The 24,892-nt window shown below is 54.1% G+C and carries 20 protein-coding genes; 11 read left to right on the plus strand and 9 right to left on the minus strand.

The annotated features are described in order from the left end of the window. Window positions 1-22: 22 nt before the first annotated feature. Window positions 23-1,363: an extracellular solute-binding protein gene (locus tag F3J38_RS15055; RefSeq protein WP_167139951.1), complete on the minus strand. Its 1,341-nt coding sequence runs from the start codon at window positions 1,361-1,363 to the stop codon at window positions 23-25. Between the two features lie 530 nt (window positions 1,364-1,893). Between F3J38_RS15055 and F3J38_RS15060 the strand changes: the two genes are divergently transcribed. Both F3J38_RS15060 and F3J38_RS15065 read left to right on the plus strand, forming a co-directional pair. Beyond that, the gene (locus F3J38_RS15060; protein WP_167139661.1) at window positions 1,894-2,493 is read left to right on the plus strand and encodes a GNAT family N-acetyltransferase; all 600 of its coding nucleotides are present in this window, start codon (window positions 1,894-1,896) and stop codon (window positions 2,491-2,493) included. Window positions 2,494-2,505: 12 nt separating this feature from the next. Beyond that, window positions 2,506-3,597, plus strand: coding sequence for an ABC transporter ATP-binding protein (locus F3J38_RS15065; RefSeq protein WP_167139663.1), 1,092 nt, complete (start codon window positions 2,506-2,508; stop codon window positions 3,595-3,597). Window positions 3,598-3,778: 181 nt separating this feature from the next. On the opposite strand, the gene F3J38_RS15070 is transcribed toward F3J38_RS15065, so the two are convergent. Then, window positions 3,779-4,900 (minus strand): ROK family transcriptional regulator, encoded by a 1,122-nt coding sequence (locus F3J38_RS15070; RefSeq protein ID WP_167139665.1) that lies wholly within the window; start codon window positions 4,898-4,900, stop codon window positions 3,779-3,781. Window positions 4,901-4,927: 27 nt separating this feature from the next. Next, window positions 4,928-5,803 (minus strand): glucosamine kinase nucleotide-binding domain-containing protein, encoded by an 876-nt coding sequence (locus F3J38_RS15075; protein ID WP_369411003.1) that lies wholly within the window; start codon window positions 5,801-5,803, stop codon window positions 4,928-4,930. Window positions 5,804-6,070: 267 nt separating this feature from the next. Here F3J38_RS15075 and F3J38_RS15080 point away from each other — a divergent pair, with 267 nt between their 5' ends. Next, window positions 6,071-7,231 (plus strand): Gfo/Idh/MocA family protein, encoded by a 1,161-nt coding sequence (locus tag F3J38_RS15080; RefSeq protein WP_167139669.1) that lies wholly within the window; start codon window positions 6,071-6,073, stop codon window positions 7,229-7,231. Window positions 7,232-7,342: 111 nt separating this feature from the next. On the opposite strand, the gene F3J38_RS15085 is transcribed toward F3J38_RS15080, so the two are convergent. Next, window positions 7,343-8,581, minus strand: a complete 1,239-nt coding sequence (locus F3J38_RS15085) for an MFS transporter (protein ID WP_167139953.1) — start codon at window positions 8,579-8,581, stop codon at window positions 7,343-7,345. 422 nt (window positions 8,582-9,003) lie between these two features. Here F3J38_RS15085 and F3J38_RS15090 point away from each other — a divergent pair, with 422 nt between their 5' ends. Continuing rightward, window positions 9,004-9,603 carry a hypothetical protein gene (locus F3J38_RS15090; RefSeq protein ID WP_167139671.1) on the plus strand — a complete coding sequence of 200 codons (600 nt, stop codon included), beginning with the start codon at window positions 9,004-9,006 and terminating at the stop codon, window positions 9,601-9,603. Window positions 9,604-9,885: 282 nt separating this feature from the next. Continuing rightward, the gene (locus F3J38_RS15095) at window positions 9,886-12,276 is read left to right on the plus strand and encodes a glucose/quinate/shikimate family membrane-bound PQQ-dependent dehydrogenase (protein WP_167139673.1); all 2,391 of its coding nucleotides are present in this window, start codon (window positions 9,886-9,888) and stop codon (window positions 12,274-12,276) included. A 129-nt stretch (window positions 12,277-12,405) separates the two neighbouring features. Here the strand turns inward: F3J38_RS15095 and F3J38_RS15100 are convergent, their stop codons facing one another. From F3J38_RS15100 to F3J38_RS15110, 3 genes are all read right to left on the minus strand, one after another. Next, window positions 12,406-13,617, minus strand: coding sequence for an MFS transporter (locus F3J38_RS15100; protein WP_167139674.1), 1,212 nt, complete (start codon window positions 13,615-13,617; stop codon window positions 12,406-12,408). 111 nt (window positions 13,618-13,728) lie between these two features. After that, complete coding sequence (locus F3J38_RS15105; protein ID WP_167139676.1) at window positions 13,729-14,619, minus strand: LysR family transcriptional regulator; 891 nt, start codon at window positions 14,617-14,619, stop codon at window positions 13,729-13,731. Between the two features lie 179 nt (window positions 14,620-14,798). Then, on the minus strand, window positions 14,799-15,167 hold the full coding sequence (locus F3J38_RS15110; RefSeq protein ID WP_034826803.1) for a helix-turn-helix domain-containing protein: 369 nt from the start codon (window positions 15,165-15,167) through the stop codon (window positions 14,799-14,801). Window positions 15,168-15,332: 165 nt separating this feature from the next. Between F3J38_RS15110 and F3J38_RS15115 the strand changes: the two genes are divergently transcribed. From F3J38_RS15115 to F3J38_RS15125, 3 genes are all read left to right on the plus strand, one after another. Continuing rightward, window positions 15,333-15,992 carry a response regulator gene (locus F3J38_RS15115; protein WP_034826805.1) on the plus strand — a complete coding sequence of 220 codons (660 nt, stop codon included), beginning with the start codon at window positions 15,333-15,335 and terminating at the stop codon, window positions 15,990-15,992. Further along, entirely contained in the window at window positions 15,989-17,347 is a 1,359-nt protein-coding gene (locus tag F3J38_RS15120; protein ID WP_167139678.1) for a sensor histidine kinase, read from the plus strand. The genes F3J38_RS15115 and F3J38_RS15120 overlap by 4 nt, the downstream gene beginning before the upstream one ends. A 488-nt stretch (window positions 17,348-17,835) precedes the next feature. Further along, the gene (locus tag F3J38_RS15125) at window positions 17,836-18,702 is read left to right on the plus strand and encodes a nucleoside-specific channel-forming protein Tsx (protein WP_167139680.1); all 867 of its coding nucleotides are present in this window, start codon (window positions 17,836-17,838) and stop codon (window positions 18,700-18,702) included. Window positions 18,703-18,760: 58 nt separating this feature from the next. Here the strand turns inward: F3J38_RS15125 and yjdN are convergent, their stop codons facing one another. Together yjdN and F3J38_RS15135 are read right to left on the minus strand one after the other, a co-directional pair. Beyond that, on the minus strand, window positions 18,761-19,192 hold the full coding sequence (gene yjdN / locus F3J38_RS15130) for a VOC family metalloprotein YjdN (protein ID WP_167139682.1): 432 nt from the start codon (window positions 19,190-19,192) through the stop codon (window positions 18,761-18,763). Between the two features lie 78 nt (window positions 19,193-19,270). Beyond that, window positions 19,271-20,173 carry a LysR family transcriptional regulator gene (locus F3J38_RS15135; RefSeq protein WP_038643576.1) on the minus strand — a complete coding sequence of 301 codons (903 nt, stop codon included), beginning with the start codon at window positions 20,171-20,173 and terminating at the stop codon, window positions 19,271-19,273. Window positions 20,174-20,286: 113 nt separating this feature from the next. On the opposite strand from F3J38_RS15135, the gene F3J38_RS15140 reads away from it, so the two are divergent. The 3 genes from F3J38_RS15140 (at window position 20,287) to abgT (ending at window position 24,800) form a co-directional block, all read left to right on the plus strand. Then, window positions 20,287-21,600: an amidohydrolase gene (locus tag F3J38_RS15140; protein ID WP_167139684.1), complete on the plus strand. Its 1,314-nt coding sequence runs from the start codon at window positions 20,287-20,289 to the stop codon at window positions 21,598-21,600. After that, complete coding sequence (locus F3J38_RS15145) at window positions 21,597-23,042, plus strand: M20 family metallopeptidase (protein ID WP_167139686.1); 1,446 nt, start codon at window positions 21,597-21,599, stop codon at window positions 23,040-23,042. The genes F3J38_RS15140 and F3J38_RS15145 overlap by 4 nt, the downstream gene beginning before the upstream one ends. Before the next feature lie 237 nt (window positions 23,043-23,279). After that, window positions 23,280-24,800 carry a p-aminobenzoyl-glutamate transporter gene (gene abgT / locus F3J38_RS15150; RefSeq protein ID WP_167139688.1) on the plus strand — a complete coding sequence of 507 codons (1,521 nt, stop codon included), beginning with the start codon at window positions 23,280-23,282 and terminating at the stop codon, window positions 24,798-24,800. The last annotated feature ends 92 nt before the right edge of the window (window positions 24,801-24,892 follow it).

A 24,892-nucleotide genomic window follows, 5' to 3' on the forward strand; every position in this document is an offset into this window, starting at 1 on the left:
GCATTTGCCGGGCCGGACGTCATCAGTGCTTCAGGGTTTTCAGGTAACGTTGGTAGTTGTTGTCGAAATTAGTGACCATCTGATCTGGCGTCTGTCGACCTGCCAGCAGCAGCTGGACATTCTGGTTAAGCTCTGCGTTCATGGTCGGTGTTGCCCAGTCTAGGTAGTGACCCAAACCATCATGTTCGTTGAGGGTGACCCACACCTGATAAGCCTCCGCCAGCAAAGGGTTATCGGCCGGAATCTGTGCATTCTTACTGGTGCCCGCCGGCAGGAAGCCCACTTTTAACCAGCGGTTAGCCATCTCATCTGAGACGATGTAATCGATGAATTTGGCCGCTGCATCCTGTTGCTCTTTGCTTTTGGCGGTGTTGGTAATCGAAAACGCCAAATCGGTGCCACCGACCATCAACGCATGCTGCACGCCCTCACCCATCGGCATCGCGGCGAAGTGCAGATCTTTGTTGTCTTTAAACTGGCCAAGATACCAGGTGCCGCTCACCAGGAAAGCCGCCTGGCCGTTCTGGAACAACGTCGCGGCATCATCATGACCGATACCTTCGAAGCCTGGGAATAAGTAGCCTTTGTCCTTCCAGCTCTTCATCATGCCCGCGGCTTTCACCAGCTTGTCGTCTTTAAAGGTGCCGCCCACGTCATAAATCAGATCATCGAGTGTTTTACGATCTTTGCTCTCGATTTGGGCTTCCCACAGGGTACTCAGCAGCTGTTGGCCCATGTTGCCATCCAGCAGGCCGAGCATCATCGGTGGTGTACCTGCGGCTTTCAGTTTCTCCATCGCCGCTTCCAGCTCCGGCAGGGTTTTGGGTACGGCAACACCGGCTTTATCCAGCAGAGCTTTGTTGTAGTAAAGCCCCACCATCTCACCAAGACTTGCTACGCCATAAAGTTTGCCACTGCCAAAGTCCTGCTTATCCGACCAACGGTTGCGTTTGAGGATCGAATCTGGGAAGCGCGTAGTCCAGCCGTAAGTTTTCGCATAATCGTCGAGCGGCCACAGCAGTTTATCTTTCACCAGCGAGCCCATATCGCCGCCACCTTGGTTAACCTGCGCGATTTGCGGACCATCGCCGGCGGTCAGTGCCAGCTTGAGGGGAATACGGGTGTCTTCAAACGAATGCACCGAACGTTGAATGGTGATGCCTGGATTCTTCTGCTGGAACGCTTTGACCGCTTCGTCTACCGCTTCGGTCTGCTGCGGGTAGTTATAAATATCCCATTCATTGAGCGTCACTGCATGGGCCGCCGTCATGCTGGCACCGAGCACTACCCCGGCTGAAACCAGACGCGACAAGCTGCGTATTGAGCTTTTCATACGGGACGAACGTTTGGTTGAATCACACATCATGCTCGGTTTCTCCAACAGATGACTGGCATCCCTTCATCTCGACACCTGCATGTCCTGGCAGGTTGATTCAGCATCAATAACGGTGTTAATTCATACTTACTTTATGGACAAAAGAAAGTCAAACACTGCCACTGCGGAATTTTTGCTCTGTGACGCAGTGCAAAAAGCAAGAAGAAAAGCGGCCAAAACAGCAGAGAATCCTGCTTCCCACGATAAAAGCCTGGCAATGCAGAATGCAGGAAACCCCAGATCAGCATAAAACACTCAGTTCATTTTCACTCATTAACCCACTGAAACAACATATGAAAATCCTATAGCTAGAGGAAAGGCTGGCTGGGTATTGGGTAGAATCCGCTGTCATTCTTACCTGCGGGCCGCTTCTGCTACCTACTTCCGCCCCTTTCGTCATAACCTAAGGTTAGGTTTCGCACCAGCTTTGCGAGCCAGCTCAATTATTACACCTTGAAAACTAAGTCAGCTTTCTTTACCGTAAAATCTGTTCATCTCCTGACCACAGAGGCATCACCATGACGGCTGAAGGTGTTATCCGACGCGCTGGCGAAGCAGATTTTCCTGCCCTGTCGCGCATCTGTTTAGAAACGGCCAACGCAGGCAGCGATGCCACCGCGCTTTACTCCGACCCGGCTTTGCCCGGCCTACGCTTTGTGATTCCCTACGCGCGCTTTGCGCCAGAATTCGCTTATGTGCTGGTGCAACAGGGTGAAGTGGTGGGCTATGCCGTCGCTGCGCCTGATACGCGCGCATTTGAAACAGCGCTGAACCAACATTGGTGGCCGCAACTGCAACAGCAGTATCGCGATTACACCCCGCGCGCCCCACTGGACAGTAAAGTGCTGGATGGGATTCTTCAGCCCGATGCCGCCGCAGAGCAGCTGGTTTCAACGTGGCCAGCACATCTGCATATCAACTTATTGCCAGAGGCCCAACAAGGCGGCTGGGGACGCAAACTTATCGAGCAATTGCTGCATGATCTGCGCGCGGCGGGCGTGCCTGGGGTTTACCTCGGTGTCAGCCTGCAAAACGAGAAAGTGTGCGGTTTTTATCAGCGTCTCGGCTTCACGCCGATTCTGCGCAGCAACGCCATCTACATGGGCCAACTACTCTAACTGAGGCATCGTATGACCAGCCTGCACTTGCAAAGCGTTAAGAAGTCTTACGACCATGTGAACGTGATTCACGGTATTGATCTCACCATTAACAGCGGTGAGTTCGTGGTGTTTGTTGGACCGTCCGGTTGCGGTAAATCGACCCTGCTGCGCATGATTGCTGGTCTGGAAGAGATCAGCGACGGCAAACTGCTGATTGAAGGCGCAGATATGACACACCAGGCCGCCACCGAGCGCGGTATTGCGATGGTGTTTCAGTCCTATGCGCTCTATCCCAATATGACCGTGCGCGGCAATTTGGCTTATCCGCTAGAGGTGATGAAAAAATCCAAAGCGGAAATAGAGCAGGCGATTAACCAGACTGCGGCACGTTTGCATCTGACTGAGCTGCTGGATCGCCTGCCACGCGCCCTTTCCGGCGGCCAACGTCAACGTGTGGCGATTGGCCGCGCGATCATTCGTCATCCCCGTATTTTCTTGTTTGATGAACCCCTATCAAACCTGGACGCTGAGCTAAGGTTGCAGATGCGCATTGAGATCGCGCGCCTGCACAGCTCCTTGGGCAACACCATGATTTATGTCACGCACGATCAGCTGGAGGCGATGACTTTAGCCGACCGCATTGTGGTGCTGCGTCAGGGGCGCATTGAGCAGGTCGGTGCGCCCATGACGTTGTATCACGATCCCGATAACCTGTTTGTCGCTGGGTTTATCGGTTCGCCAAAAATGAATTTCCTACAGGCAGAAATCGCGGCGATTACGCCAGGTGCCGTTCAGCTGCGAGTGCCTGCATTGGGCATTCATAATCTGACGATGAACATCAACGCAGCGTGCCGTGAGGGGCAAAAAGTCACGCTCGGCGTGCGGCCGGAACATTTTGTTCCTGCCAGCAGCGAGGTTAAGGCATGGGGGTTTAGCGCGGACTTGTCCTTCAGCGAAATGTTGGGACACACCAATTATCTTTATCTGGATATCGGCGAGGAGAAGCTGTTAGTGATCGAGGAACGCAATGCCGCTGAGCATCAGATTGGCGAGCGTGTCAGTTATCAAATTTGTGCTGAACGCGGGTTGTTGTTTGATGAGCAAGGGTTGCGGCTGCGTTAGTTATACCTGGTGCGCATCCATGCGCACCCTACGAAAACCGCATCGAACAATGCTGGGGCGTCATTAATGACGTAATTTCGCTCACTTAAGCCAATGAGTACGTATTCAACCCGGTACGCATGAATGCGTACCCTACGAAAACCGCACCGAACAACGTAGTGGCGTCATTTATGACGCCCGATTAAGGCACCGTTTCTTCATCCGCCTGTGCAGCCAGCAGATCCAACAGCTTATTGACGGCAAATCCCGCTGCGCCTTGTGCCCACATGCGATTCGACTCGGTGAGGAATTGCAGAGGGGTCATGTGCGGCGTCAGCTTGAGGCGATAGGTCTGGAAGCTCTGGGTGATGTGATCGAGCAAAATGCGCGAGGCCATCTGCGGCTCCATGGCCAGATACACTACATCAGGATCATAAGCTACCGACAGATTCGCCAGCGACATCCCCAGATGCTGCCCTGCTTCCGCCAGCGCGCTGAGCACTTCCGGTGTCGGTTGCATGTCCAGATCGCGCAACGTGATGGGAGCCGATTCTTTCAGAGACCCCGCCACGCGCTGCAAAATGGCCTGTGATGAAGCCACATCTTCCAGCAGGCGTTCAGAGCCGTCTCCGAGCAGTGAAACGCCAATCTCCCCCGCTTTGCCATGACGGCCGCGATACAGCTGGCGATCGAGCAGAATCCCGGCACCAATGCCTTTACCAAAGGTGGCGATGACCGCAGATTGCGCATGGCCAAGCTGACCAAACACCAGCGCCGCCATCGCCAAGGCATTCGCATCATTTTCAATAAATACCGGTAACGAAAAACGCTCTTCCAGCAGGCGGGCAATCGCCACATTGTTCCAGTCCAGCGCGCGTGACAATACGCAAACACCGTTGCTGGCGTCCACCAGGCCCGAGAGAGCAAGCCCAATCGCTCCTACTTTCTTGCCTTCTACGCCACGCAGAAACTTCGCCAGCGCGTCACCGAGCTGTTTTGGCGTCATGGCACCCGAAGGGATCTGCTGCTCGCCAATAATATTCCCGCTGAGATCGGTCAGGACGATCAGATTCCGTTCAGCGTTGAGCTGAATGCCGACCACGCTAGCGTGGTCCGGATTAAGTCCGAGCAACGTTTTAGGACGACCCATCGAAACACGACGTAATCCCAACTCCTGCACGATGCCACCAGACAACAAGCGGTTGGTCGCCTGAGAAACCGTCGACATGCTTAGGCCACTGCGCACCTTAAGATCGGACTGGCTAATTGGCGCATTTTCGACAATCAGCCGCAAAATGCGGGCGGTTACGTTGGGAGCGCTCATGGGCCTCTTTATATGACGTTAGAAAAATTAAGCCGGTTGCTGACTGAGCTGGCCCGCCAGACGCAACGCACCGCTTAGCGCATCGCCCTGCGGCAGCACCAGTTGCGCGGCAATTTCGGCAGGTAACCACGGCTGAATCGGCACGGCTAAACCGCCCATCAGGGCTAGCTTGCCATGACTACGCGCCAGCAGCGGCTGCACCATTTGCGTGATATCGGCGGCCGCTTGCTCAAGCAGGGCCACTGCATGTTCATCACCCTGCTGGGCAGTGGCGAACACATCCGGCACCACGCGGCCCCAATCGGCGGGCGTGGCCTGCTGTGACCAGATGAGCATCTGTTCCGGGCTGTGCTGATGGAGGGCCATAATGCGTTCAGTTAATGTTGAGGCAGGAACGATACCTTCGTGTGCCAGCAGTGCAAGGCGGCGCGCACGACGTCCAAGAATGGCACCCGAACCCGCATCAGATAAGGCGAAGCCCCATCCCCCCAGCAAGGTAAACGCTTTGCCATCCCAGGCGGCACCTTGGCTGCCGGTGCCGAGGATAAATACTGCACCCGGCGCCCCCGCATGCGCACCTGCACAGGCGATCTCAACATCGGTAAAGAGATAGCGTGACTGACAACGTGGTTGCCAGCTTTGTAACCGCACGCGAACCGATGCCACATTCGCGCCTGCCAGCCCCGCAACGAGTACAGTGTTCTCGCGCGCTTCTGCGGGTAATCCGGCTTGCATAAACAGCTGATCAATAACGTTTTCAATAGCCTGAAGTGCGGTGTCAAACTGTGACCAGACATTGGCAGGCCCACCTGTCGACTCGGCTAATACGCGCCCAGCATTGTCTGTGAGTCGCCCGCGACAGTGCGTGCCACCGCCATCAATTCCCAGCAAAAGTGATTGCACGCGCTTCCTCCTGCCTGCCGCGCACGGCATGACGCTTATAGATGTGCGAAAGATAGGGGAAAAAAACTTAAATCGCAATAACAAATAAATACGCAATACCTATAGATAATTAAAATCCTTATAAAACAGATAAATGATATTTTTTCACAATTTGAGTCAAGCATCATAGATTGACATTAGTTTTTCTGCCGTAATAAGTTAACGGTCAGATTATCAGCAGCCTGACGGGTCGGGCAGCTAACAGGCAACGGGCTTCAGGAGTACTACATGAAAGTGGGCATTATTGGTCTGGGCTTTCGTCTTTCGCACGTGGTGAAAGAGTTCAACAAAGCCGACGCAGCGTTCTCCGTAGTAGGTTATGTCGATCCGGCTCCTGCTGGTTTGCCGAATCTTCATACCTTTGGCATTGATGCAGGCGTGGCGTTCGACAGCGTCGATGCGCTGTTGCAGCATGGCGGCTTTGACCTGCTGTTGGTGGGTTCACCCAACTTTATGCACCTTGAGCATATTCGCCAAGGTCTGGCAGCAGGTTACACCGTGTTCACCGAGAAGCCGGTGGTGATCAACGAAGAGCAGACCATGGCAATGGCACAGCTGGTGCAGCAATATGGTCACGAGCGCATTCTGGTCGGTCTGGTACTACGTTACTCGCCGCTCTATCACGATCTGTTGCGTGCGCGTGACGAACATCGTCTCGGCGAAATCACCTCCATCGAAGCCACAGAGCACATCAAGCCGTATCACGGCGCTTTCTTCCAACGCGACTGGCGTCGTCTGGAGAAATACGCTGGTCCCTATATCCTGGAGAAATGCTGTCACGATATCGATCTCTATCAGGGACTCGTCGGAGAACGCCCAGCGCGTGTTGCCAGCTTTGGTGGCCGCAAAAACTTCACTCCGCAGAATGCGCCCAAAGGAACCGTGACGCCACAGTCTGAGGTTTACCACGTCAAACCCAGCGGCTGGTCAAGTACCGATGCGGTGTTTGATGGCGACGCAGATATCGTGGATTACCAAACGGCATTGATCGAATACGCGAACGGCGCGACGCTCGCCTTCCACGCTAACCTTAACGTGCCTGACGAGTTCCGCCGTTTCTGCGTAATGGGCACCGAGGGTATGGCTGAGGGAGATTTTGTTCGCAATTACTTCCGTGTGCACAACGCCCGTACCGGCGATCGTGAGGTCGATACCACCTACAGTGGCAATGCTTATGATGGCCACTATGGTGCCGATGCGTTGATGGCGGAAGAGATCGTGAAACACATTACACAGGGAACACCCTTGAAAGTCTCAGTGGTGGACGCACTGGAAGCGGGCCTCACCGCGATTAAAATCGATGAAGCGCGTAAATCGAAAACCGTGGTGGATATGACAGACAGCTGGAAAAAATTTGACGCCAGCCTGGGGAAAACCGCGACCGTTTAAGGTCAATAAGCCAGTCTATACGTAGCGGCTTGATTTATTGCGCATCTGCCAGCGACACTTTCGCTTCTGGTAAGCGCGATAAATCAAGCCGCCACGATTTTTGTGCCGAAACTAAACGACCGTTTCATTCTCCAGCTTCTGGCGTTTGCGCAGATGCGGGAAAATCGTCATCCATACTGCCACTACCACTAACGTTCCGATGCCGCCAAGCGCCGCCGCAGGCACTGCGCCCATCCATGCGGCTAGCATCCCTGACTCAAACTCCCCGAGCTGATTCGAGGTATTGATAAAGATTGCATTGACTGCGTTAACACGCCCGCGCATATCATCCGGCGTGTCTAACTGAACCAGCGCACCACGAATCACCATACTTACCATATCGAAGCCGCCGAGTGCCGCCAGCGCCAGCAGCGACAGCCACAGTTGCGTCGAGAGCGCAAACACCAGCGTCGCCACGCCAAAGCCCGCAACGGCACCGAACATGATCATGCCGACGTGCTTTTCCAACTTGTGACGGCTCAGCCACACGCCCACCAGCAGTGCGCCAACAGAAGGTGCGCCACGCAGCATGCCCAGCCCCCAAGGGCCGGTATGCAGAATATCCTGCGCGAAAATGGGTAACAGTGCCGTGGCTCCACCGAGCAACACGGCAAAGAGGTCGAGTGAAATCACGCCGAGCACATCTTTACGCTCACGAATAAAACGCACACCTGCAAACATGTTGGTGAGATTCATCGGCATACGCACCTGTGGAGGGCGTTCGTAACGTAAGCGGCTGACCAGCACAATTGAGAACAGGTAGAACAACGCCGAAACGCCGTATACCACATCAGGCCCGGCGACATAGAGCAGACCACCTAAGGTTGGGCCCACAATCACCGCGGCCTGACCACCCACAGAACTCGCCGCCATGGCACGCGCGAGGATTGGCGGAGGAACCAGTGCAGGCAGCATAGAAGTGATCGACGGCCACTCCAGCGCTTTTGCAACAGAGATCAGAAAGACCAGTCCCCAAATTTCAATTTTATCCGCCCAATGCAGCAACGTCAGCGCGACCAATCCTAGCAGGGCCAAACCTTCAATGATCTGCCCCACTAGCACAATACGACGACGATCATACTGATCGGCCAGATGGCCTGCCGGCAGTGCCAGCAATACTGAAGGCAAGAACTGCATGAGCCCGATCATACCTAATGCCATCGCACTGTGAGTGATGGCATAGATTTGCCAGCTCACCGCAACGGAAAACATCTGAAAACCAAACGATGAACAGGTGCGTGCAAGCCAGAAGGCGACAAACGACCTGTGCCGCAGCAGCGAATCTTCTGCTGCGGATACCTGTGAACCCATAGTTTTTATCCCATCCTCAATCAACGTTCCGGCGGGTGTCATTGCACCTACCTGGTGAAAAGCCGTGTGCTGGCTCTCTTTATGTTTTTACGGCCACAGAGTGCGGCATCTTGCTTGCGCAGGCAATGGCTAGCCGTGCGCTTTAAAAACAGTTGCTTATCTTAAATTCCGCTAAGCATAGAGTTCTGAATATTAGCATGCTGATTATTTTTTTCTGAAAATATCCGAATCATTCCAGAAATGCCAATTACAAAATAATTAACGCCATTTTACTGATTTTTTTATCTCTTTATCAGAGACAGCTAAAAGAGGTGATTTTTACAAACAAATCGGTCTATATTGGAAGTGTAAAGAAGAGGCCTTACTTGCCGTTCTTATAATAATTAAGACACCCCAATTAATTAATTTATTCGCAGAGATAAATGGAAAACAGTTCATACGATCCTTATGTTACTGAGCGCATCCGTCGCTTCGACGGTACACTGATTGGTGGGTGTTATTTAGCACCCTTTATGTATTTAAAGCAGGAAAGTACAACATTACTTAACGGAAGCAACATAGTTTCCAACCACAATCAGTTGTCTGATGCGCTTGAATTAATAATCATCCCTTTAATGGGAAATAGTCTTGCGCACTTCTTACAGGCACCAGAAAATTATTCCAGCCTGCAAATGAAGAATGTGCGTATTGGCATCAACTATGCCAGTTTAGTTATGTATGCCACAGCCTTACGTAAAGCCGCTCAGCATTTCTCTTTCTGGATTTATGATTTGGCACCACCGGGCACCTGCTGGGAGAATATCGCTTCATTTCCCTTTAGTGGAATTGTTCTAACCGATGAATTCTTCAACGATAATTATCTCAAGTTCAGCTTTCCTTTTCTGCTTGGCTCCTGCCGGGAAAGAGAAGCAGAGGTGATATTACGCACGCAGCAGTTGTCCCTGCCGATGGCAAAATATGAAGATTTGCAAATCTCTGGCTGGCAAGAGCAACGAACCAGTACTACACTTTTTGAAGTGTAAACGGTTACACAAAATTTTGTCTCTCGGCGTTATGGCCCGATTTCTTTAGGGGTAACGCCTCAACCTCCTCATAAAATATTGCACTACTACCATTCCACAAGTGCAAAGCACTAAAAAAATCAAACCCGTTAACGTTTTTAAGATAAAATTTAACGCAAAGGGATCATCTGGCGTCATGGAAGCGCGCCGTTAGAACATTTTATGTCACTTCGTACTCTATGTCGGGAAGCAACCTAATGTGTTGTTTCCTTTCTGTTTATGGCAAAGAAAGAGGTTAATATTATGGGGAAATCTTCCTCATCTTTTGGCGTGATTCGCTTTTTGACAGTGCTGTTCGCACTGCTCACAGGCGCATTTATGCTGGTTGGCGGCATTTGGTTAGCCGCCATTGGAGGTTCCTGGTACTACGTTATTGGCGGTGTGATCATGTTGATCACCGCTGTTCTGCTGTGGCGCCGTAGCGGCTCAGCGATCATGCTATATGCCTTGCTGCTGTTGGCAACGCTGGTGTGGGGCGTATGGGAAGTTGGTTTCGACTTCTGGGCGCTGGCACCACGTACCGATGTGCTGGTGATCTTCGGCATCTGGCTGATTCTGCCGTTTGTCTATCGTGGCCTGAACCATGCTGGTAAAGGTGCGTTAGGTCTGATGGCGGTGGCGCTGATTGCCAGCGTATTGGTGCTGGCGTGGGCCGTATTCCACGATCCGCAGGAGCTGAACGGTGAAATCCCAGCAGCAGCGGATAACGCACCGCAAGCGCAGCCATTGAGCAACATCAAAGATGCTGACTGGCCTGCTTACGCACGCGATCAGCAAGGCACTCGCTTCTCACCTCTGAAGCAAATCAACAGCGGCAATGTGAAAGATTTGCAGGTGGCTTGGCAGTTCCAGACCGGCGATTTGAAAACCCCGAACGATCCAGGTGAAATCACCGACGAAGTGACGCCGATTAAAATCCGCGACACCTTGTACCTGTGCTCGCCGCACCAGATTCTGTTTGCGCTGGATGCAAAAACCGGCAAGCAGAAGTGGAAATTTGATCCGGGCTTAAAACCGAACCCAACCTTCCAGCATGTGACCTGTCGTGGTGTTTCTTATCATGAAATGCCAGCTGCGGCGGATGCGTCTAACACCCAGCCTGCGCTGTGTTCACGTCGCATTTATCTGCCAGTGAACGACGGTCGTCTGTTCGCGCTGGATGCGGAAACCGGTGAACGTTGTGCCGCCTTCGGTAACAACGGTGAGCTGGATCTGCAGCACAAACAGCCGGTGCTGACCCCAGGTCAGTATGAGCCGACTTCACCACCGATCATCACGGACACCACTATCGTGATTGCCGGTGCGGTCACCGATAACTACTCTACCCGTGAACCATCTGGTGCTATTCGTGGCTTTGATGTGAACACCGGTAAACTGCTGTGGGTGTTTGATCCGGGCGCGAAAGATCCTAACGCGATTCCAGATGATGAACACAGCTTCACCATGAACTCGCCTAACTCCTGGGCACCGGCGGTCTACGATCCGAAACTGGATATTGTTTACCTGCCGATGGGTGTCACCACACCAGACATCTGGGGCGGTAACCGTACGCCAGATCAGGAACGTTATGCGAGCAGCGTACTGGCACTGAACGCCACCACCGGTAAGCTGGTGTGGTCTTATCAGACCGTGCATCACGATCTGTGGGATATGGACCTGCCGTCACAACCGACGCTGGCCGATATCACCGACAAAGATGGCAACACCGTTCCGGTGATCTACGCCCCGGCGAAAACCGGTAACATCTTTGTTCTGGATCGTCGTACCGGTAAGCCGGTTGTCCCCGCACCGGAAACCCCAGTGCCACAGGGCGCCGCGAAAGGTGATCACGTTTCTCCGACTCAACCGTACTCCGAACTGACCTTCCGTCCGAAGAACAATCTGACGGACAAGGACATGTGGGGCGCGACCATGTTCGACCAACTGGTGTGCCGCGTGATCTTCAAGCGTCTGCGCTACGAAGGTCCGTTCACGCCGCCGTCTGAGCAGGGTACGCTGGTGTTCCCAGGTAACCTCGGTATGTTCGAGTGGGGCGGTATCGCGGTAGATCCACATCGTCAGATTGCGATTGCTAACCCAATGGCGCTGCCGTTTGTCTCTAAACTGGTGCCACGCGGTCCGGGTAACCCGATCGAGCCACCGGCCGATGACAAAGGCGGTTCAGGTACCGAAACCGGTATCCAGCCGCAGTACGGTGTTCCGTACGGCGTGGAGCTGAATCCGTTCCTGTCTCCATTGGGTCTGCCGTGTAAACAGCCAGCATGGGGCTATGTCTCTGCTGTTGACCTGAAAACCAACGAAACCGTGTGGAAAAAACGTATTGGTACTGTTCGCGACAGCGCACCGGTGCCAGTGCCGTTCAAGATGGGGATGCCAATGTTAGGCGGCCCAATCACGACCGCCGGTAACGTGTTCTTCATTGGTGCGACTGCCGATAACTATCTGCGCGCGTTCGACACCAACACTGGGGAAATGCTGTGGCAGGCTCGTCTGCCTGCAGGTGGCCAGGCGACACCGATGACCTATGAAGTGGATGGCAAGCAGTACGTTGTCATCGCAGCAGGTGGCCACGGTTCGTTTGGAACTAAGCTGGGCGATTACGTCATTGCCTATGCACTGCCAGATGCGAAGTAAGCCTCTGGTTTGATGTGAAAAGGCGGGCTGCGAAGCCCGCCTTTTTTATTTCACTAAGGTATGCCTATCAGGATGCGGCACGATGTATCCCGCGTGCCTCACGCAAGGGGAGCGCAATAAGTCACACAGCTAGCGCTGATTCAGTACCCGCGCATTCAGCAAGGCGCACAGCGCCATAATCACACAGGTTGCGAGGAACACCGGTTGCATACCAAATGCACCACCAACAAACCCACCAAACAGCGGCCCCGACACTTGGCCAACATACTGTGCAGAAGTTGAATAACCCAGCATCTTACCCACTTGTCCTTGCGGCACGTTGTGGCGAATCAGTGCCGTCACGCACGGCATCAAACCACCTAACGCCATTCCCATCAAGAAACGCAACACCACTAACTGCCAGGCTTCGGTGACAAAGGCTTGTGGAATCAACAGCAGTGCGCAGGCGGCTAAACCATAAATCAACACCCGTCCATGCCCTACCCGATCGGCCAAACGTCCTAAACGCGGCGCAGAGAGGATGCTGCCTAGTGCGGCGGCGGCCATAACAATACCTGCCGTCACGGTGATTGCATGTTCGCCTTGCACAAACTGGCCGATGTACAGCGTGATAATCGGTTCAATCGACATATTGGAAAAAATCAGCAACATACCCGACAGCCACATTAATCTCACCACAGGCAAATTCACCGATTTCTCTGGCTCAACGCTGTTTTGTGCCGCCTTGTTACCGCGCTGACGCGGGACTTCTTTTAATAAAAAAGTAGTGGCAAGGAAAGCGAGGAAAATCACCGCCCCGGTGAGCCAGAAGGTATGACGGATGCCTATCAAGGGTGGCAGTACGCCTCCCAACAAGGGCCCTACCACGTTGCCGGCCATAATCCCAGATGACAACACGCCCAACGCCCAGCCCGTTTGCTCTTTCGGCGTTTGCGCGGCGACTAAAATGGTCGAGCCTGAAGCATAACCACCCAGCAATCCCGCCAACAAACGTAATGCCACCAGTTGCCAAGGTGCCGTTGCCATACCAATCAGCGACATGGCGATTGCCATCCCGAGGCTGGCACGAATCAACATCAGTTTGCGCCCATAGCGATCCGCCAGTTTGCCCCACAGCGGCGCGGTTAACGCAGCGCTGAGGAAAGTGGCGCCATACGCAGCACCCGACCAGCGCGCAATCGCGGCAGGCTCCTGCACGCCAAGTTGCTGCACGTAGATCGGCAGAAACGGCAGCAGCAACGTCATGGCCACAATGGTGCTGAATGAACCCAGCACGCAGACGAACAAATTGCGCTTCCAGTGTTGCTGCTCAGGCGCTAACACGGTTGAAGAGTGCGACATAGTGAATTCCCTGTTTTTGCTTTTTTAGCAGGCTAACAGCGGTCAACCACAGAAAACAGAGTAAGCAGGATATTTGTCCACTGGCGCAACATTGTTGCCAGATAACAACAATTAGCCATCGCTCAACGCGTTGATTAACGCATCGCACAGCAAGGTGACGGGTGACGACGGCTGCGGCTGCTCTTTAAGTAACAGATAGCTGTGCAAACGATCCATCTGCCATTCCGGTAACACCTGCTGTATTTCGCCGCGTCCCAGCGCCTCTCGCGTCATATAAGCCGGCAGATAGGCAATGCCGGTGCCCGCCAGTGCTGCATTTAGCAGCGCCATGCTGTTATTGGCGCGAAAACGACTATGCACATCCAGCGCCAGCCGTTGTTTATCGCGACGGAACGGCAGCGCGGCAGTGTGTGCCGGTCCGTGAAACAGCAGCAGGTCATGGCGGGTCAAGCGTTCAGGGTGATCGATGGCTGGATGGGCCGCCAGATAATCTGGCGTGGCATACAAACCCCACTCAATAGTGCTCAGCTCACGGTAGCTGGCGACTTCCGGCACCCGTGAGCGAATCACAATCGCCACATCTGCGCTGGGCTGCGGATCGTCACTGGTGGTTAATTCAAGGTCGACATTGATGTGAATATGGCGACGGATAAATTCATTCAGAGTGGGAACGACGCACTGACAGCCGAAGGTGATGGGCGCCTGCAAGCGCACATTTCCGGCGGGCAGTTGATGAACTTGCTGCACAAAGGCATCAGCGCGATGCATCTCTTCCAGCATGCGAGTACAGAACGGATAATAAGCCTGTCCCAGCTCGGTCAATGCGACCTTGCGCGTGGTGCGCTGAAGCAGTTTGATACCCAGCCGCACTTCCAGCCGAGCAATTTCGCGGCTGACATGTGACTTAGAGACGCCTAAGGTCCGCGCGGCTTCGCTGAAACTTTGCCGCTCAACAACGCGTGCAAACAGCATCATGGCGGTGAGATTATCGCTGTTATCCATGTTCTCTGATGGGGTAACAAAGTGAGAACAGCAGCTTAAAAGTAAAAGCAGCAATAAGCACCGAATTTAATCAGCGCACATTGCGGAGCGGCGTAATTTATCGCGCATTCGTTCGCGATTCACTGCGCAATACATTGCGCCGCTTCATCCCCTGCGTGGGTCAATCTCTGCGTTATCAATCAACTGGCCACCGCCAGTGGGAACAGCAGGCGTTCCTGTTCAACACGACGTTGGCGGCGCAACTGGCCCGGCGTGACGCTGAAGTAGTTCTTGAAGGTGCGGGTGTAAGCCTGCTGAGTATCAAACCCGTAGCTCATTGCCACCTGCAGGATAGCTTCGTCACTGTTGATCAGCGTGAGCGCTGACTCAGTCAAACGGCGCTGGCGGATGTACTCTGCCAGAGAAAACCCCGTATGCTGACGGAACAGACGTTGCAAATGCCAGCGGGAGTATCCCGAGCGGCGTGCTACCTCATCCAGGTGCAGATCGTGCCCTAAGTTGTCTTCTATCCAGTCCAGCAAACTACGGATAAATTCGCGCTGATTCATGAGAACCTCCTGCTTCGACAAAGTGTCCAGTGCAGTCACTGTAGCGCGTTAAATTTATCCCTTAATTAGCAGAAAATTAGCGCAGAATTAGCAAAGGGAAAAAGGGGTGTAATTGTGCGCTAAGAATTGATCGCTACACTGCGTCCATTAGCTTGGGAGAACACTATGCGTGTGCTGCTGGTAGAAGATGATGAAATGATTGGCGCCAACTTGCAGCAGGCACTGGAAGCGGCTGGCTGGTCAGTGGACTGGGTACGTGATGGCGTGTTTGCCACCAACGCCTGGGCCGAAGGCGGCTATACCTGTGTGCTGCTCGATCTCGGGTTGCCGCGTGAAGACGGCATTCATGTTCTTAAACGTGCGCGTACGCGTGGCGATATGACCCCGGTATTGGTGCTCACCGCGCGCGACACTGTTCAGCAACGCATTCAAGGCCTCGACAGCGGTGCCGATGACTATTTGCTTAAACCCTTTGATCTGCAAGAGGTACTGGCGCGCATGCGTGCAATCACCCGACGTCGCCATGGTGCGGCAGATTCCCTGTTAGGCAGTGGCGATGTGCAGCTGGATATGATGACGCGTGAAGTGCTGTACAAAGGCCAGCGTGAGCAGCTCACTGCTCGCGAATATGCCCTGCTGTATGCGCTGCTTGAACGCCCTGGCGCGATCCTTTCGCGTGAACAATTAGAAAACCGCATTTACGGCTGGGGTGAAGAAGTCACCAGTAATGCCGTCGATGTGCTGATCCACGGTATGCGCCGCAAGCTTGATAACGAAGTGATTCGTAATGTGCGTGGTCTGGGCTGGCGGGTACCGGCAATATGAAACCCTTCACCTTTATGCGTTCATTGCGTAATAAACTGCTCGTCACCTTGGTGTTGCTGCATCTGGCGATGATTGGCGGCGTCACTTGGTATTTCTACCACTGCTACGGCGACATGATGGGCACCATGAAGGACGACCAGCTCGCCAAGATTGCTGATGCCTGGTCTTCCAGTCAGCGCATGCCCGCGTTGATGCCGATGGTGATGCAGCAAGAAAAACTGAAAAGCACCTATATCGTTCAGCTGTGGGACACCAATAATCAATTGCGTGCCAGCTCCTGGCCGGCATTGCGCGCGCCGCTGCAGGCGAAAAAAGGCTGGTCCGATCTGAAAGTGGGCGACTGCGGTGATGACTGCGAATGGCGTGTTTACACCCGGCCAGGCGAGCTGGGTAGTGAGATCGGCAATATTCAGGTGTTACACAACATCGGCTACATGAAGAGTCTGATGGTGAAGCGGGTGCTATCCGCCATCATCCCGCTGATGCTGATGATGCCGCTCTCGCTGATGGTGATCTGGCTCGTGGTGCGCGCCATCACGCGGGATTTGCGCGTGGCGTCACGTCAGATTGCCGCGCAGGAAACACTGCATCCTCACTCGGTTTCCCCAGACGGCTTACCGGATGAAGTTTTGCCGCTGGTCGCGGCTTATAACGCCTTGTTAGATAAGCTGCGTGCGGCCTGGTCATCACAGCGCCAGTTCCTGGAAGATGCAGCGCATGAGCTACGTACGCCCGTCACCGCCGTTACGCTGCAACTTGAGAACCTGCGTCAGCATATTCAACCCGGTGAAGCCAGTCGCCAGTTTGATCAGCTAGAAGCGGGTGTCACCCGTACGCGCCATCTGGTTACACAGCTACTGAATATCTCACGTCAGGAAGATCAGTCCGTCGTGGCCACTGTGGAAGCGATTGAACTCGATGACTTGCTCAAAGAGAGTATCGAGCAGCTGATGGTGGTTGCTGATAAACGCGGTATTGATATCGGCTTCAACGGCACGACCCATTATCGTTTGCATGCCAGTCGCTCAGACTTGCGTAGCCTGTTCGATAATCTGATTGGTAATGCCATGCTGCATACCCCCGAGGGGAGCCTGGTGGATGTGTTACTACACCGCGTGGGGAATCACACCGTGGTGGATATCGTCGATAACGGACCGGGCATGCCGGAGTCCTTTATTGAACGCGCATTTGATCGCTTCACACGTTCGCCAGGGGTTCAGGCTCAGGGCAGCGGGTTAGGGCTGTCGATTGTACGCAGTGTGGCGCAGAAGCATCAAATGCAGGTTTCGTTGTCGAATTGCCATAACCCGCAAGGCGAGATCTCTGGCTTACAGGTACGTGTCACCTTGCCATGATCAACCTGTCGCTACCGTCTTGAGCATCAAGCGGTAGCGGCGCGGCGTATCTCGCGTTATTCCACATATCCGCTTCCGCATACGCGCGATTATTCGCAGATTTCACCTTCATCTTTTTCCAAATGCACGATGAATCGCAGATCTTTCCTGGCATCAAATGCCAAAAGCGCACGATGCATCGTGGTGCAACCTCTTTTTCCCATCTGACATCTTTGCGACTGTACGCGACAACGTAAACGGTTGCGGGGTTCCGTTCGCATCACGACAATTATGTGACATGTATCACATTTTCAGTGAATCAAAATGCAACACATTTTGACAAACGTGATCAAAATCTATTTCCTATCGCTCTGTTACAGGCACATTACGCACACTTGAAAATTCGGCGATTTAGACCGGTTAAAACAACACACTGCCCATCCCCTGGGATCGATTTCACCCGATCGCGGCGCATTCGCGGCGATCACTAGCAAGTGGTTAATACAATAATGAAATTTAAAGCATTGATAGCAGGGGCCTTACTGGCCAGCAGCTGGACCGGCGCGGCACAAGCGGCAGACAGCAATCCGCAGTACCTTTCTGATTGGTGGCACCAGAGCGTTAACGTGGTGGGCAGCACCCACACTCGCTTCGGACCGCAATTCAACAACGACGTGTATCTCGAATACGAAGCCTTTGCTAAAAAGGATTGGTTCGATTTCTACGGTTATGCCGATCTGACCAACTTCTTTGGTGCAGGTAACAGCAACGCGAACGGCATTTTCGACCACGGTTCGCCGCTGTTCATGGAAATTGAGCCGCGTTTCTCTATCGATAAACTGACCGGCACCAGCCTGGCATTTGGTCCGTTTAAAGAGTGGTACTTCGCGAACAACTACATCTATGACATGGGTCGTAACGCTTCACAGCGTCAGAACACCTGGTACATGGGTCTGGGCACCGACATTGATACGCACAGCGATATCGGCCTGTCACTGAACGTGTATGCGAAATACCAGTGGCAAAACTACGGCGCAGCGAACGAAAACAGCTGGGATGGTTATCGCTTCAAGGTGAAATACTTTGTGCCGATTACCGATCTGTGGGGCGGCAAGCTGAGCTACATCGGCTTCACCAACTTCGATTGGGGTTCAGACCTGCGAGATGAGACCGGTCCATCACGTACCAGCAACTCGATCGCGTCCAGCCACATTCTGTCGCTGAACTACGATCACTGGCACATTTCTACCGTAGCACGTTATTTCCACAACGGCGGTCAGTGGGCGGATGGGCAGGAGCTGAACTTCGGCAACGGTCCGTTTGAAGTAAAATCAACCGGCTGGGGTTACTACCTGGTCGTGGGTTACAACTTCTAATTTGCTCATAACGTAGCGGTACGATTTATCGCGCCGCTACGCATTTTGACCCTCAATATTATATCTGCGGCTTATAGGCGTTCACCATCCACGGCACGCCGAACTTATCGGTAAACATGCCGAAACCGTGCGCCCAGAAGGTCGGTTCCCACGCTTTCGTCACCTCTCCGCCTGCGGATAAAGCATCAAACCAACGCTTACCTTGCGCTTCGTCTGGCGTCGATAAACTCACAGAAAAACCGGCATAACTTGCCTGCTGTGCGCCATCGCTCATCATCAATTCACCCTGCCCGATGCGCAAATGGGCATGCATGATCTGTTCAGGCGAGAAGGCCACACCAGAAGGGCAGCCCTCATCCTCAACAAGGGTTTCATCCGGCATGTCACCAAAGGTCATTTTGAACAGCAGTTCACCGTCAGTGGCCTCAAGATAGAAGGCGATCGCCTCCTCACAGCGGCCGTTGTAAAACACATAGGGCGTAATTTGCATGGTCAGTTCTCCACAATTGGAACGTCCAGTGCAAGTGTAGTGCGCAATAATTAAACAGCTGCGAGCCAGGCCGCACTCTTACCTTTGTTGACAATAGCGGCGAAACAGCTGGGCCATATATGCACTCATGGGCGTTAGCGCCGTGTCTTTTCGTTGGATCAAATAGAAGGTGGCTTTCGGTAGCGGATCGTCAAGATCGAGAGCAATGAGCTGCCCACCGTGCGTAGGATCTTCAATGACGTCACGCGAGATAATGCTGACAAAATCACTTTTGGCCACCAGGCTGGTGCAGGCCATAAAGGTTTCGCAGGTCACCACAATCTTCGGTGCCATCCCCCGCTCGCCAAACAGATCGTGCAGCAAGCGGTAATAACTGCCCTGCGGTGTCGGCATGGTCCAGTCACAGTGCTGCAATTCAGCTAGTGAGCGGGCATGCGCCATCGGATGTCCTTTACGCATCACCACCTGATAGTCGCGCTGCATCAGTCGTTCAAAAATCAGCTCCTGATCCAGGTGATGTTGGTCATACGTATTTATGGTGAAATCCAGCGCGCCTTGCCGCAGTTCATGCACCATCGAGACCAGTTGCCCCTCAACAATACGCACTTTCACCAGCGGATATTCCCGATGAAACTGGGTGATCACTTGCGGCATGATAGTGCGCGCAATACTGCCACCAACGCCAATATTCACCCGACCGCCCGCCAATCCTAATCGCTGCTGAATATCCTCTTGCGCCACGCGCAGCTCTTCCAACACCAGGCTGGCATGACGAAAAAAGTTATCACCGATGTCCGTCAACGTGACGCCTTGCTGGCGTCGTTCGAACAAGCGCGCACCAAGCGCTAGCTCCAGCTCCTGAATCGCCTTGGTCAACGCAGGCTGTGAAAGTCCTGATAAGCGGCTGGCAGCGCGAATGCTACCCTGACGCGCCACATCGACAAAGGCTCGCAGCTGATGAAGTTTGAGATTGGCAGGCATAATTTTTGTGATAACCGTTGTTTATCAGTGACAAGATATTCGCATCTTATGCGCACCAATACCATTGTGTAGATTCGGGTTAATGCATAAAAAACCAACACAAGGATATGCCGATGAAAACCCTCTCCGACCTCGTCAACGCGCGGATACCGCAGATGCAAATCTGGCGTCGCGACCTGCACCATTTTGCCGAATCGGGCTGGCTGGAATTCCGTACCGCGACCCTGGTCGCCGAAGAGCTGCATCGACTTGGCTATCAGTTGAAGCTGGGCCGTGAAGTGATCGATGCTGACGCGCGTATGGGGCTACCTTCTGCTGAAGTGCTGGCGCAGCAAGAAGCCCGCGCACTGGAGCAAGGCGCGCTGCCACAATGGATTTCACACTTCTCCGGCGGTTTCTGCGGTGTGGTCGCGACACTGGAAACCGGTCGTCCCGGCCCGGTCATGGGCTTCCGTGTGGATATGGATGCGCTGGACCAGAACGAAAGCCGTGATGCCGACCATATCCCAACGCGTGAAGGGTTTGCCTCCTGTAATGCAGGCATGATGCATGCCTGCGGCCACGACGGCCACACCACCATTGGCCTGGCGTTGGCGGGCGTGTTGATGGAGATGAAAGATCAGCTCAGCGGCACCATCAAGATTATCTTCCAGCCTGCCGAAGAGGGAGTGCGCGGTGCGAAAGCCATGGTCGCCGCAGGTGTGGTGGATGATGTGGATCTGTTTACCGCTATTCACCTCGGCACAGGTGTGCCTGCAGGCGAAATCGTTTGCGGAAGTGATTCCTTCCTCGCCACCACCAAGCTGGATGTGAATTTTACGGGTGTCGGTGCACATGCGGGCGGTAAACCGGAAGAAGGACGTAACGCCTTGCTGGCCGCCGCCCAGGCGACACTGGCTCTACACAATCTTCCGCAACACAGCGGTGGTGTGGCACGCGTCAACGTGGGCGTGTTGCAGGCGGGATCCGGACGCAACGTAGTGCCCGATTATGCCCTGATGAAAGTAGAAACGCGTGGCGTCAGTAATCAGGTCAACGATGACATCTATCAGCAAGCCCTGCGCGTGATTTCCGGCGCGGCGGCGATGTATGGCGTTGAGTACGATATCAAACTGATGGGCGGCGCGCGCAGCTGCACGCCAAGCCAGCCGTGGGTCGATTTTATCCACCAGCAGGCTGATGCGATGGGCATTTTCAGCTCGGTGATTGACACCAAACAGCAGGCGGCGGGTTCTGAAGATGCCACCTACATGCTGGAGCGCGTTCAGCAGCGTGGCGGTCAGTCTTCGTATGTGATCTTCGGCTGCGACCTGGCGGCGGGTCACCACAACGCCAAATTCGACTTTGACGAAGCGATCATGGCTACAGCAGTGCAAACACTGGCGACGCTCGCGCTGAATCAAGCGCAGTTTGGAGGCCAGCGATGAGCCATCACGACTTTATCGATCATTACATCAACCAAAATCAGCCACGCTTTACTGCCCTCAGCGATGCGATCTGGGATGTACCCGAAACGCGCTTTGAAGAGACGCAATCCGCGGCGATTCTGGCCGATGCATTGGAGCAGGAAGGTTTCCGTGTTGAGCGTGGCGTTGGCAATATCGACACCGCCTTTATCGCCAGCATCGGCAGCGGCAAGCCGGTGATTGCTATCCTCGGCGAGTTTGATGCGCTGGCCGGTTTGAGCCAGCAATCGGGCTGTGCCACACCGCAACCGCTGGTGGAAAACGGCAATGGACACGGCTGCGGCCATAATCTGCTGGGCACCGCCGGACTGGCCGCCGCCTTTGCCATCAAGGCCTGGTGGGCCGAAAACGGCCAACGCGGCACGCTGCGCTTTTACGGCTGTCCTGGGGAGGAAGGCGGTTCCGGCAAAACCTTTATGGTTCGCGAAGGCCTGTTTGATGATGTCGACGCGGCGGTGACCTGGCATCCCGAAGGTTTCAGCGGCATGTTTAATCTCAGCACTCTCGCCAATATCCAAGCCGCATTTCACTTCAAAGGCGTTGCCGCACACGCTGCTAACTCACCCCATCTGGGACGCAGTGCGCTGGATGCCGTCACCCTGATGAACACCGGCGCCAACTTCCTGCGCGAGCACATCGTGCAGGAAGCGCGTGTGCACTACGCCGTGACCAACACCGGCGGCGTTTCCCCCAATGTGGTGCAGGCCGATGCCGAAGTGCTGTATCTGATTCGCGCACCTGAACTCGATCAGGCACAGGATATCTATCAACGCGTGATCAACATCGCCAAAGGCGCGGCCCTGATGACCGACACCACCATGACGGTACGCTTCGACAAAGCCTGTTCCAACTATGTGCCGAATCGCGCGCTGGAAGCAGTAATGGAGCGCAATTTGCATCAGTTTGGTTTGCCCGAGTACAACGCGGAAGAACAGCAGTTTGCCGCCGAAATCCGTGCCACGCTGACCAAAGACGATCTGCGTAATGCGCGTCTGAATGCTGCACGTACCGGTGGTGAAGCTGGTGTGGCGTGGACCGAGGCGCTAGGCGACAAAATCCTGATGGATGAAGTGGCCCCCTATGCCGTGACGCGCGAGCTGTTGTACGGCTCAACCGACGTCGGTGATGTGAGTTGGGTGACGCCGACAGCGCAATGTTTTGCGCCCTGTTTTGCGTTCGGTACCCCGCTGCACACTTGGCAGTTGGTGGCGCAAGGCCGCACCTCGATTGGCCACAAAGGCATGTGTCTGGCTGCCAAAGTCATGGCCGCCACCGCGCTGACCTTGTTGCAGGATGAGGAAGCACTGGCACGCTGCACAGAAGAGTTCCAGCGCGTACGCAGCGAGCAGCCTTATAGCTGCCCGATTCCAACGGATGTGACGCCATCGAAGTTGTCATCCTGAATTAAACGCGGTGCTCAGATTCAGTGCGCATTAATGCGCACCCTACGGGGCTTGGGCGCAGTTGTAAGGTTTACCGCAGTTGTGGGGGTTACCGCAGTTGAAGGGTTACCGCAGTTGTAGGGTTACCGCAGTTGTAGTGGGCGCATTTATGCGCCCAGAAATATCTAAATCACTATAAAAATTACAGCCCCAACGCGGGCATGCAAATACAACAAGACGACTAATGAGGAAATACCGATGGAAGTGACCACGGAGAACCGCAGCCCAGGGAAGCTGTTTAGCTGGATTGAGCGAGTAGGTAATAAAGTGCCCAACCCGTTCTTACTGTTTGTCTATTTGATCGTGGTCTTGATGGTGGCGACTGCCATTATCAGCGGCCTCGATCTGGCGGTAAAAAATCCCACCAACGGCGAGCTGGTACGCGTCAATAACCTGCTGAGCGTAGCGGGAATCCAGTGGATTTTGCCGAACATCATCAAAAACTTCAGCGGCTTCACGCCACTGGGTTCAATACTGGCGTTGGTGATTGGTGCTGGCCTGGCGGAAAAAGTCGGCCTGCTGCAATCGCTGATGGTGAAGATGGCCTCACGCGTGAGCCGTCGCTACGCCAGTTACATGGTGCTGTTTATCGCGTTCTTCAGCCATATCTCATCGGATGCCGCACTGGTGGTGATGCCGCCGCTGGGTGCGCTGATCTTCCTCGCCGTGGGTCGCCATCCCGTAGCCGGATTGCTGGCGGCTATCGCGGGTGTAGCATCTGGCTTTACCGCTAACCTGCTTATCGTGACCACTGATGTCCTGCTCTCGGGTATCAGTACTGAGGCGGCGAAAGCGGTAAGTGATACCGTGCACGTCAGCGTGATCGATAACTGGTTCTTTATGGCCAGTTCCGTGATCGTACTGACCATTGCCGGTGCACTGTTAACCGATAAATTTGTTGAGCCACGCCTGCCTGCATGGAACGGGGGCAACAACGATCGCCTGCCGCCGCTGACCGCGCTGGAGAACCGTGGCCTGAAAGCCGCAGGGATTGCCGCACTGGTGTTTATCGCGCTGATGGCGCTGCTGGTAGTGCCGGAACATGCGCCGCTGCGTGACCCGAAAACCGGCGGTATCATCCCTTCGCCGTTTATTCAGGGCATCGTGCCGATCATCATCCTGTTCTTCTTTGTGGTGGCGATCGCCTATGGCGCGGTGACCAAACAGATTCGTCGTGCCGATGACGTTCCGCAGTTGCTGGTGGACCCGATGAAGAGCATGGCAGGCTTTATCGTGATGGTATTCCCGCTGTCGCAATTTGTTGCCTTCTTTAACTGGAGCAACATGGGCAAATTCATGGCAATCGGCCTGACCGATATGCTGGAAAGTGCAGGAATTAGCGGCGCGCCTGCTTTCCTCGGCCTGATGTTCCTCTCAGCGTTTCTGTGCATGTTTATCGCCAGCGGCTCGGCCATCTGGTCAATTCTCGCGCCGGTATTCGTGCCGATGTTTATGTTGCTAGGATTCCACCCGGCTTTTGCGCAGATGATTTTCCGCATCGCGGATTCCGCCGTATTGCCGCTGGCACCGATGTCACCCTTCCTGCCGCTGTTCCTTGGTTTCTTACAGCGATATCAAAAAAATGCGCAACTTGGCACTTATTATGTGCTGATCTTCCCTTATCCCGTGGTGTTCTTCATTAGTTGGATTGTACTGCTACTGGTGTGGTACGCACTCGGTCTGCCGATTGGCCCAGGTGTATATCCAAGCCTGCACTAAATGCATCGCCATGGATGGCGATCACACTTCTGTGAACTGCAACGTAGATTGCGAAAATGTCACCGTTGCCCCTCTCGGCAACCCGCCAGGAA

Source organism: Candidatus Pantoea formicae (assembly GCF_011752625.1).
GTDB lineage: Bacteria > Pseudomonadota > Gammaproteobacteria > Enterobacterales > Enterobacteriaceae > Pantoea > Pantoea formicae.

Excerpts from the sequence above, each read along its gene's own strand:
- F3J38_RS15055 (WP_167139951.1), bottom strand. The coding sequence starts at position 1,363 with ATGTGTGATTCAACCAAACGTTCGTCCCGTATGAAAAGCTCAATACGC.
- F3J38_RS15060 (WP_167139661.1), top strand. The coding sequence starts at position 1,894 with ATGACGGCTGAAGGTGTTATCCGACGCGCTGGCGAAGCAGATTTTCCT.
- F3J38_RS15065 (WP_167139663.1), top strand. The coding sequence starts at position 2,506 with ATGACCAGCCTGCACTTGCAAAGCGTTAAGAAGTCTTACGACCATGTG.
- F3J38_RS15070 (WP_167139665.1), bottom strand. The coding sequence starts at position 4,900 with ATGAGCGCTCCCAACGTAACCGCCCGCATTTTGCGGCTGATTGTCGAA.
- F3J38_RS15080 (WP_167139669.1), top strand. The coding sequence starts at position 6,071 with ATGAAAGTGGGCATTATTGGTCTGGGCTTTCGTCTTTCGCACGTGGTG.
- F3J38_RS15085 (WP_167139953.1), bottom strand. The coding sequence starts at position 8,581 with ATGGGTTCACAGGTATCCGCAGCAGAAGATTCGCTGCTGCGGCACAGG.
- F3J38_RS15090 (WP_167139671.1), top strand. The coding sequence starts at position 9,004 with ATGGAAAACAGTTCATACGATCCTTATGTTACTGAGCGCATCCGTCGC.
- F3J38_RS15095 (WP_167139673.1), top strand. The coding sequence starts at position 9,886 with ATGGGGAAATCTTCCTCATCTTTTGGCGTGATTCGCTTTTTGACAGTG.
- F3J38_RS15100 (WP_167139674.1), bottom strand. The coding sequence starts at position 13,617 with ATGTCGCACTCTTCAACCGTGTTAGCGCCTGAGCAGCAACACTGGAAG.
- F3J38_RS15105 (WP_167139676.1), bottom strand. The coding sequence starts at position 14,619 with ATGGATAACAGCGATAATCTCACCGCCATGATGCTGTTTGCACGCGTT.
- F3J38_RS15110 (WP_034826803.1), bottom strand. The coding sequence starts at position 15,167 with ATGAATCAGCGCGAATTTATCCGTAGTTTGCTGGACTGGATAGAAGAC.
- F3J38_RS15115 (WP_034826805.1), top strand. The coding sequence starts at position 15,333 with ATGCGTGTGCTGCTGGTAGAAGATGATGAAATGATTGGCGCCAACTTG.
- F3J38_RS15120 (WP_167139678.1), top strand. The coding sequence starts at position 15,989 with ATGAAACCCTTCACCTTTATGCGTTCATTGCGTAATAAACTGCTCGTC.
- F3J38_RS15125 (WP_167139680.1), top strand. The coding sequence starts at position 17,836 with ATGAAATTTAAAGCATTGATAGCAGGGGCCTTACTGGCCAGCAGCTGG.
- yjdN (WP_167139682.1), bottom strand. The coding sequence starts at position 19,192 with ATGCAAATTACGCCCTATGTGTTTTACAACGGCCGCTGTGAGGAGGCG.
- F3J38_RS15135 (WP_038643576.1), bottom strand. The coding sequence starts at position 20,173 with ATGCCTGCCAATCTCAAACTTCATCAGCTGCGAGCCTTTGTCGATGTG.
- F3J38_RS15140 (WP_167139684.1), top strand. The coding sequence starts at position 20,287 with ATGAAAACCCTCTCCGACCTCGTCAACGCGCGGATACCGCAGATGCAA.
- F3J38_RS15145 (WP_167139686.1), top strand. The coding sequence starts at position 21,597 with ATGAGCCATCACGACTTTATCGATCATTACATCAACCAAAATCAGCCA.
- abgT (WP_167139688.1), top strand. The coding sequence starts at position 23,280 with ATGGAAGTGACCACGGAGAACCGCAGCCCAGGGAAGCTGTTTAGCTGG.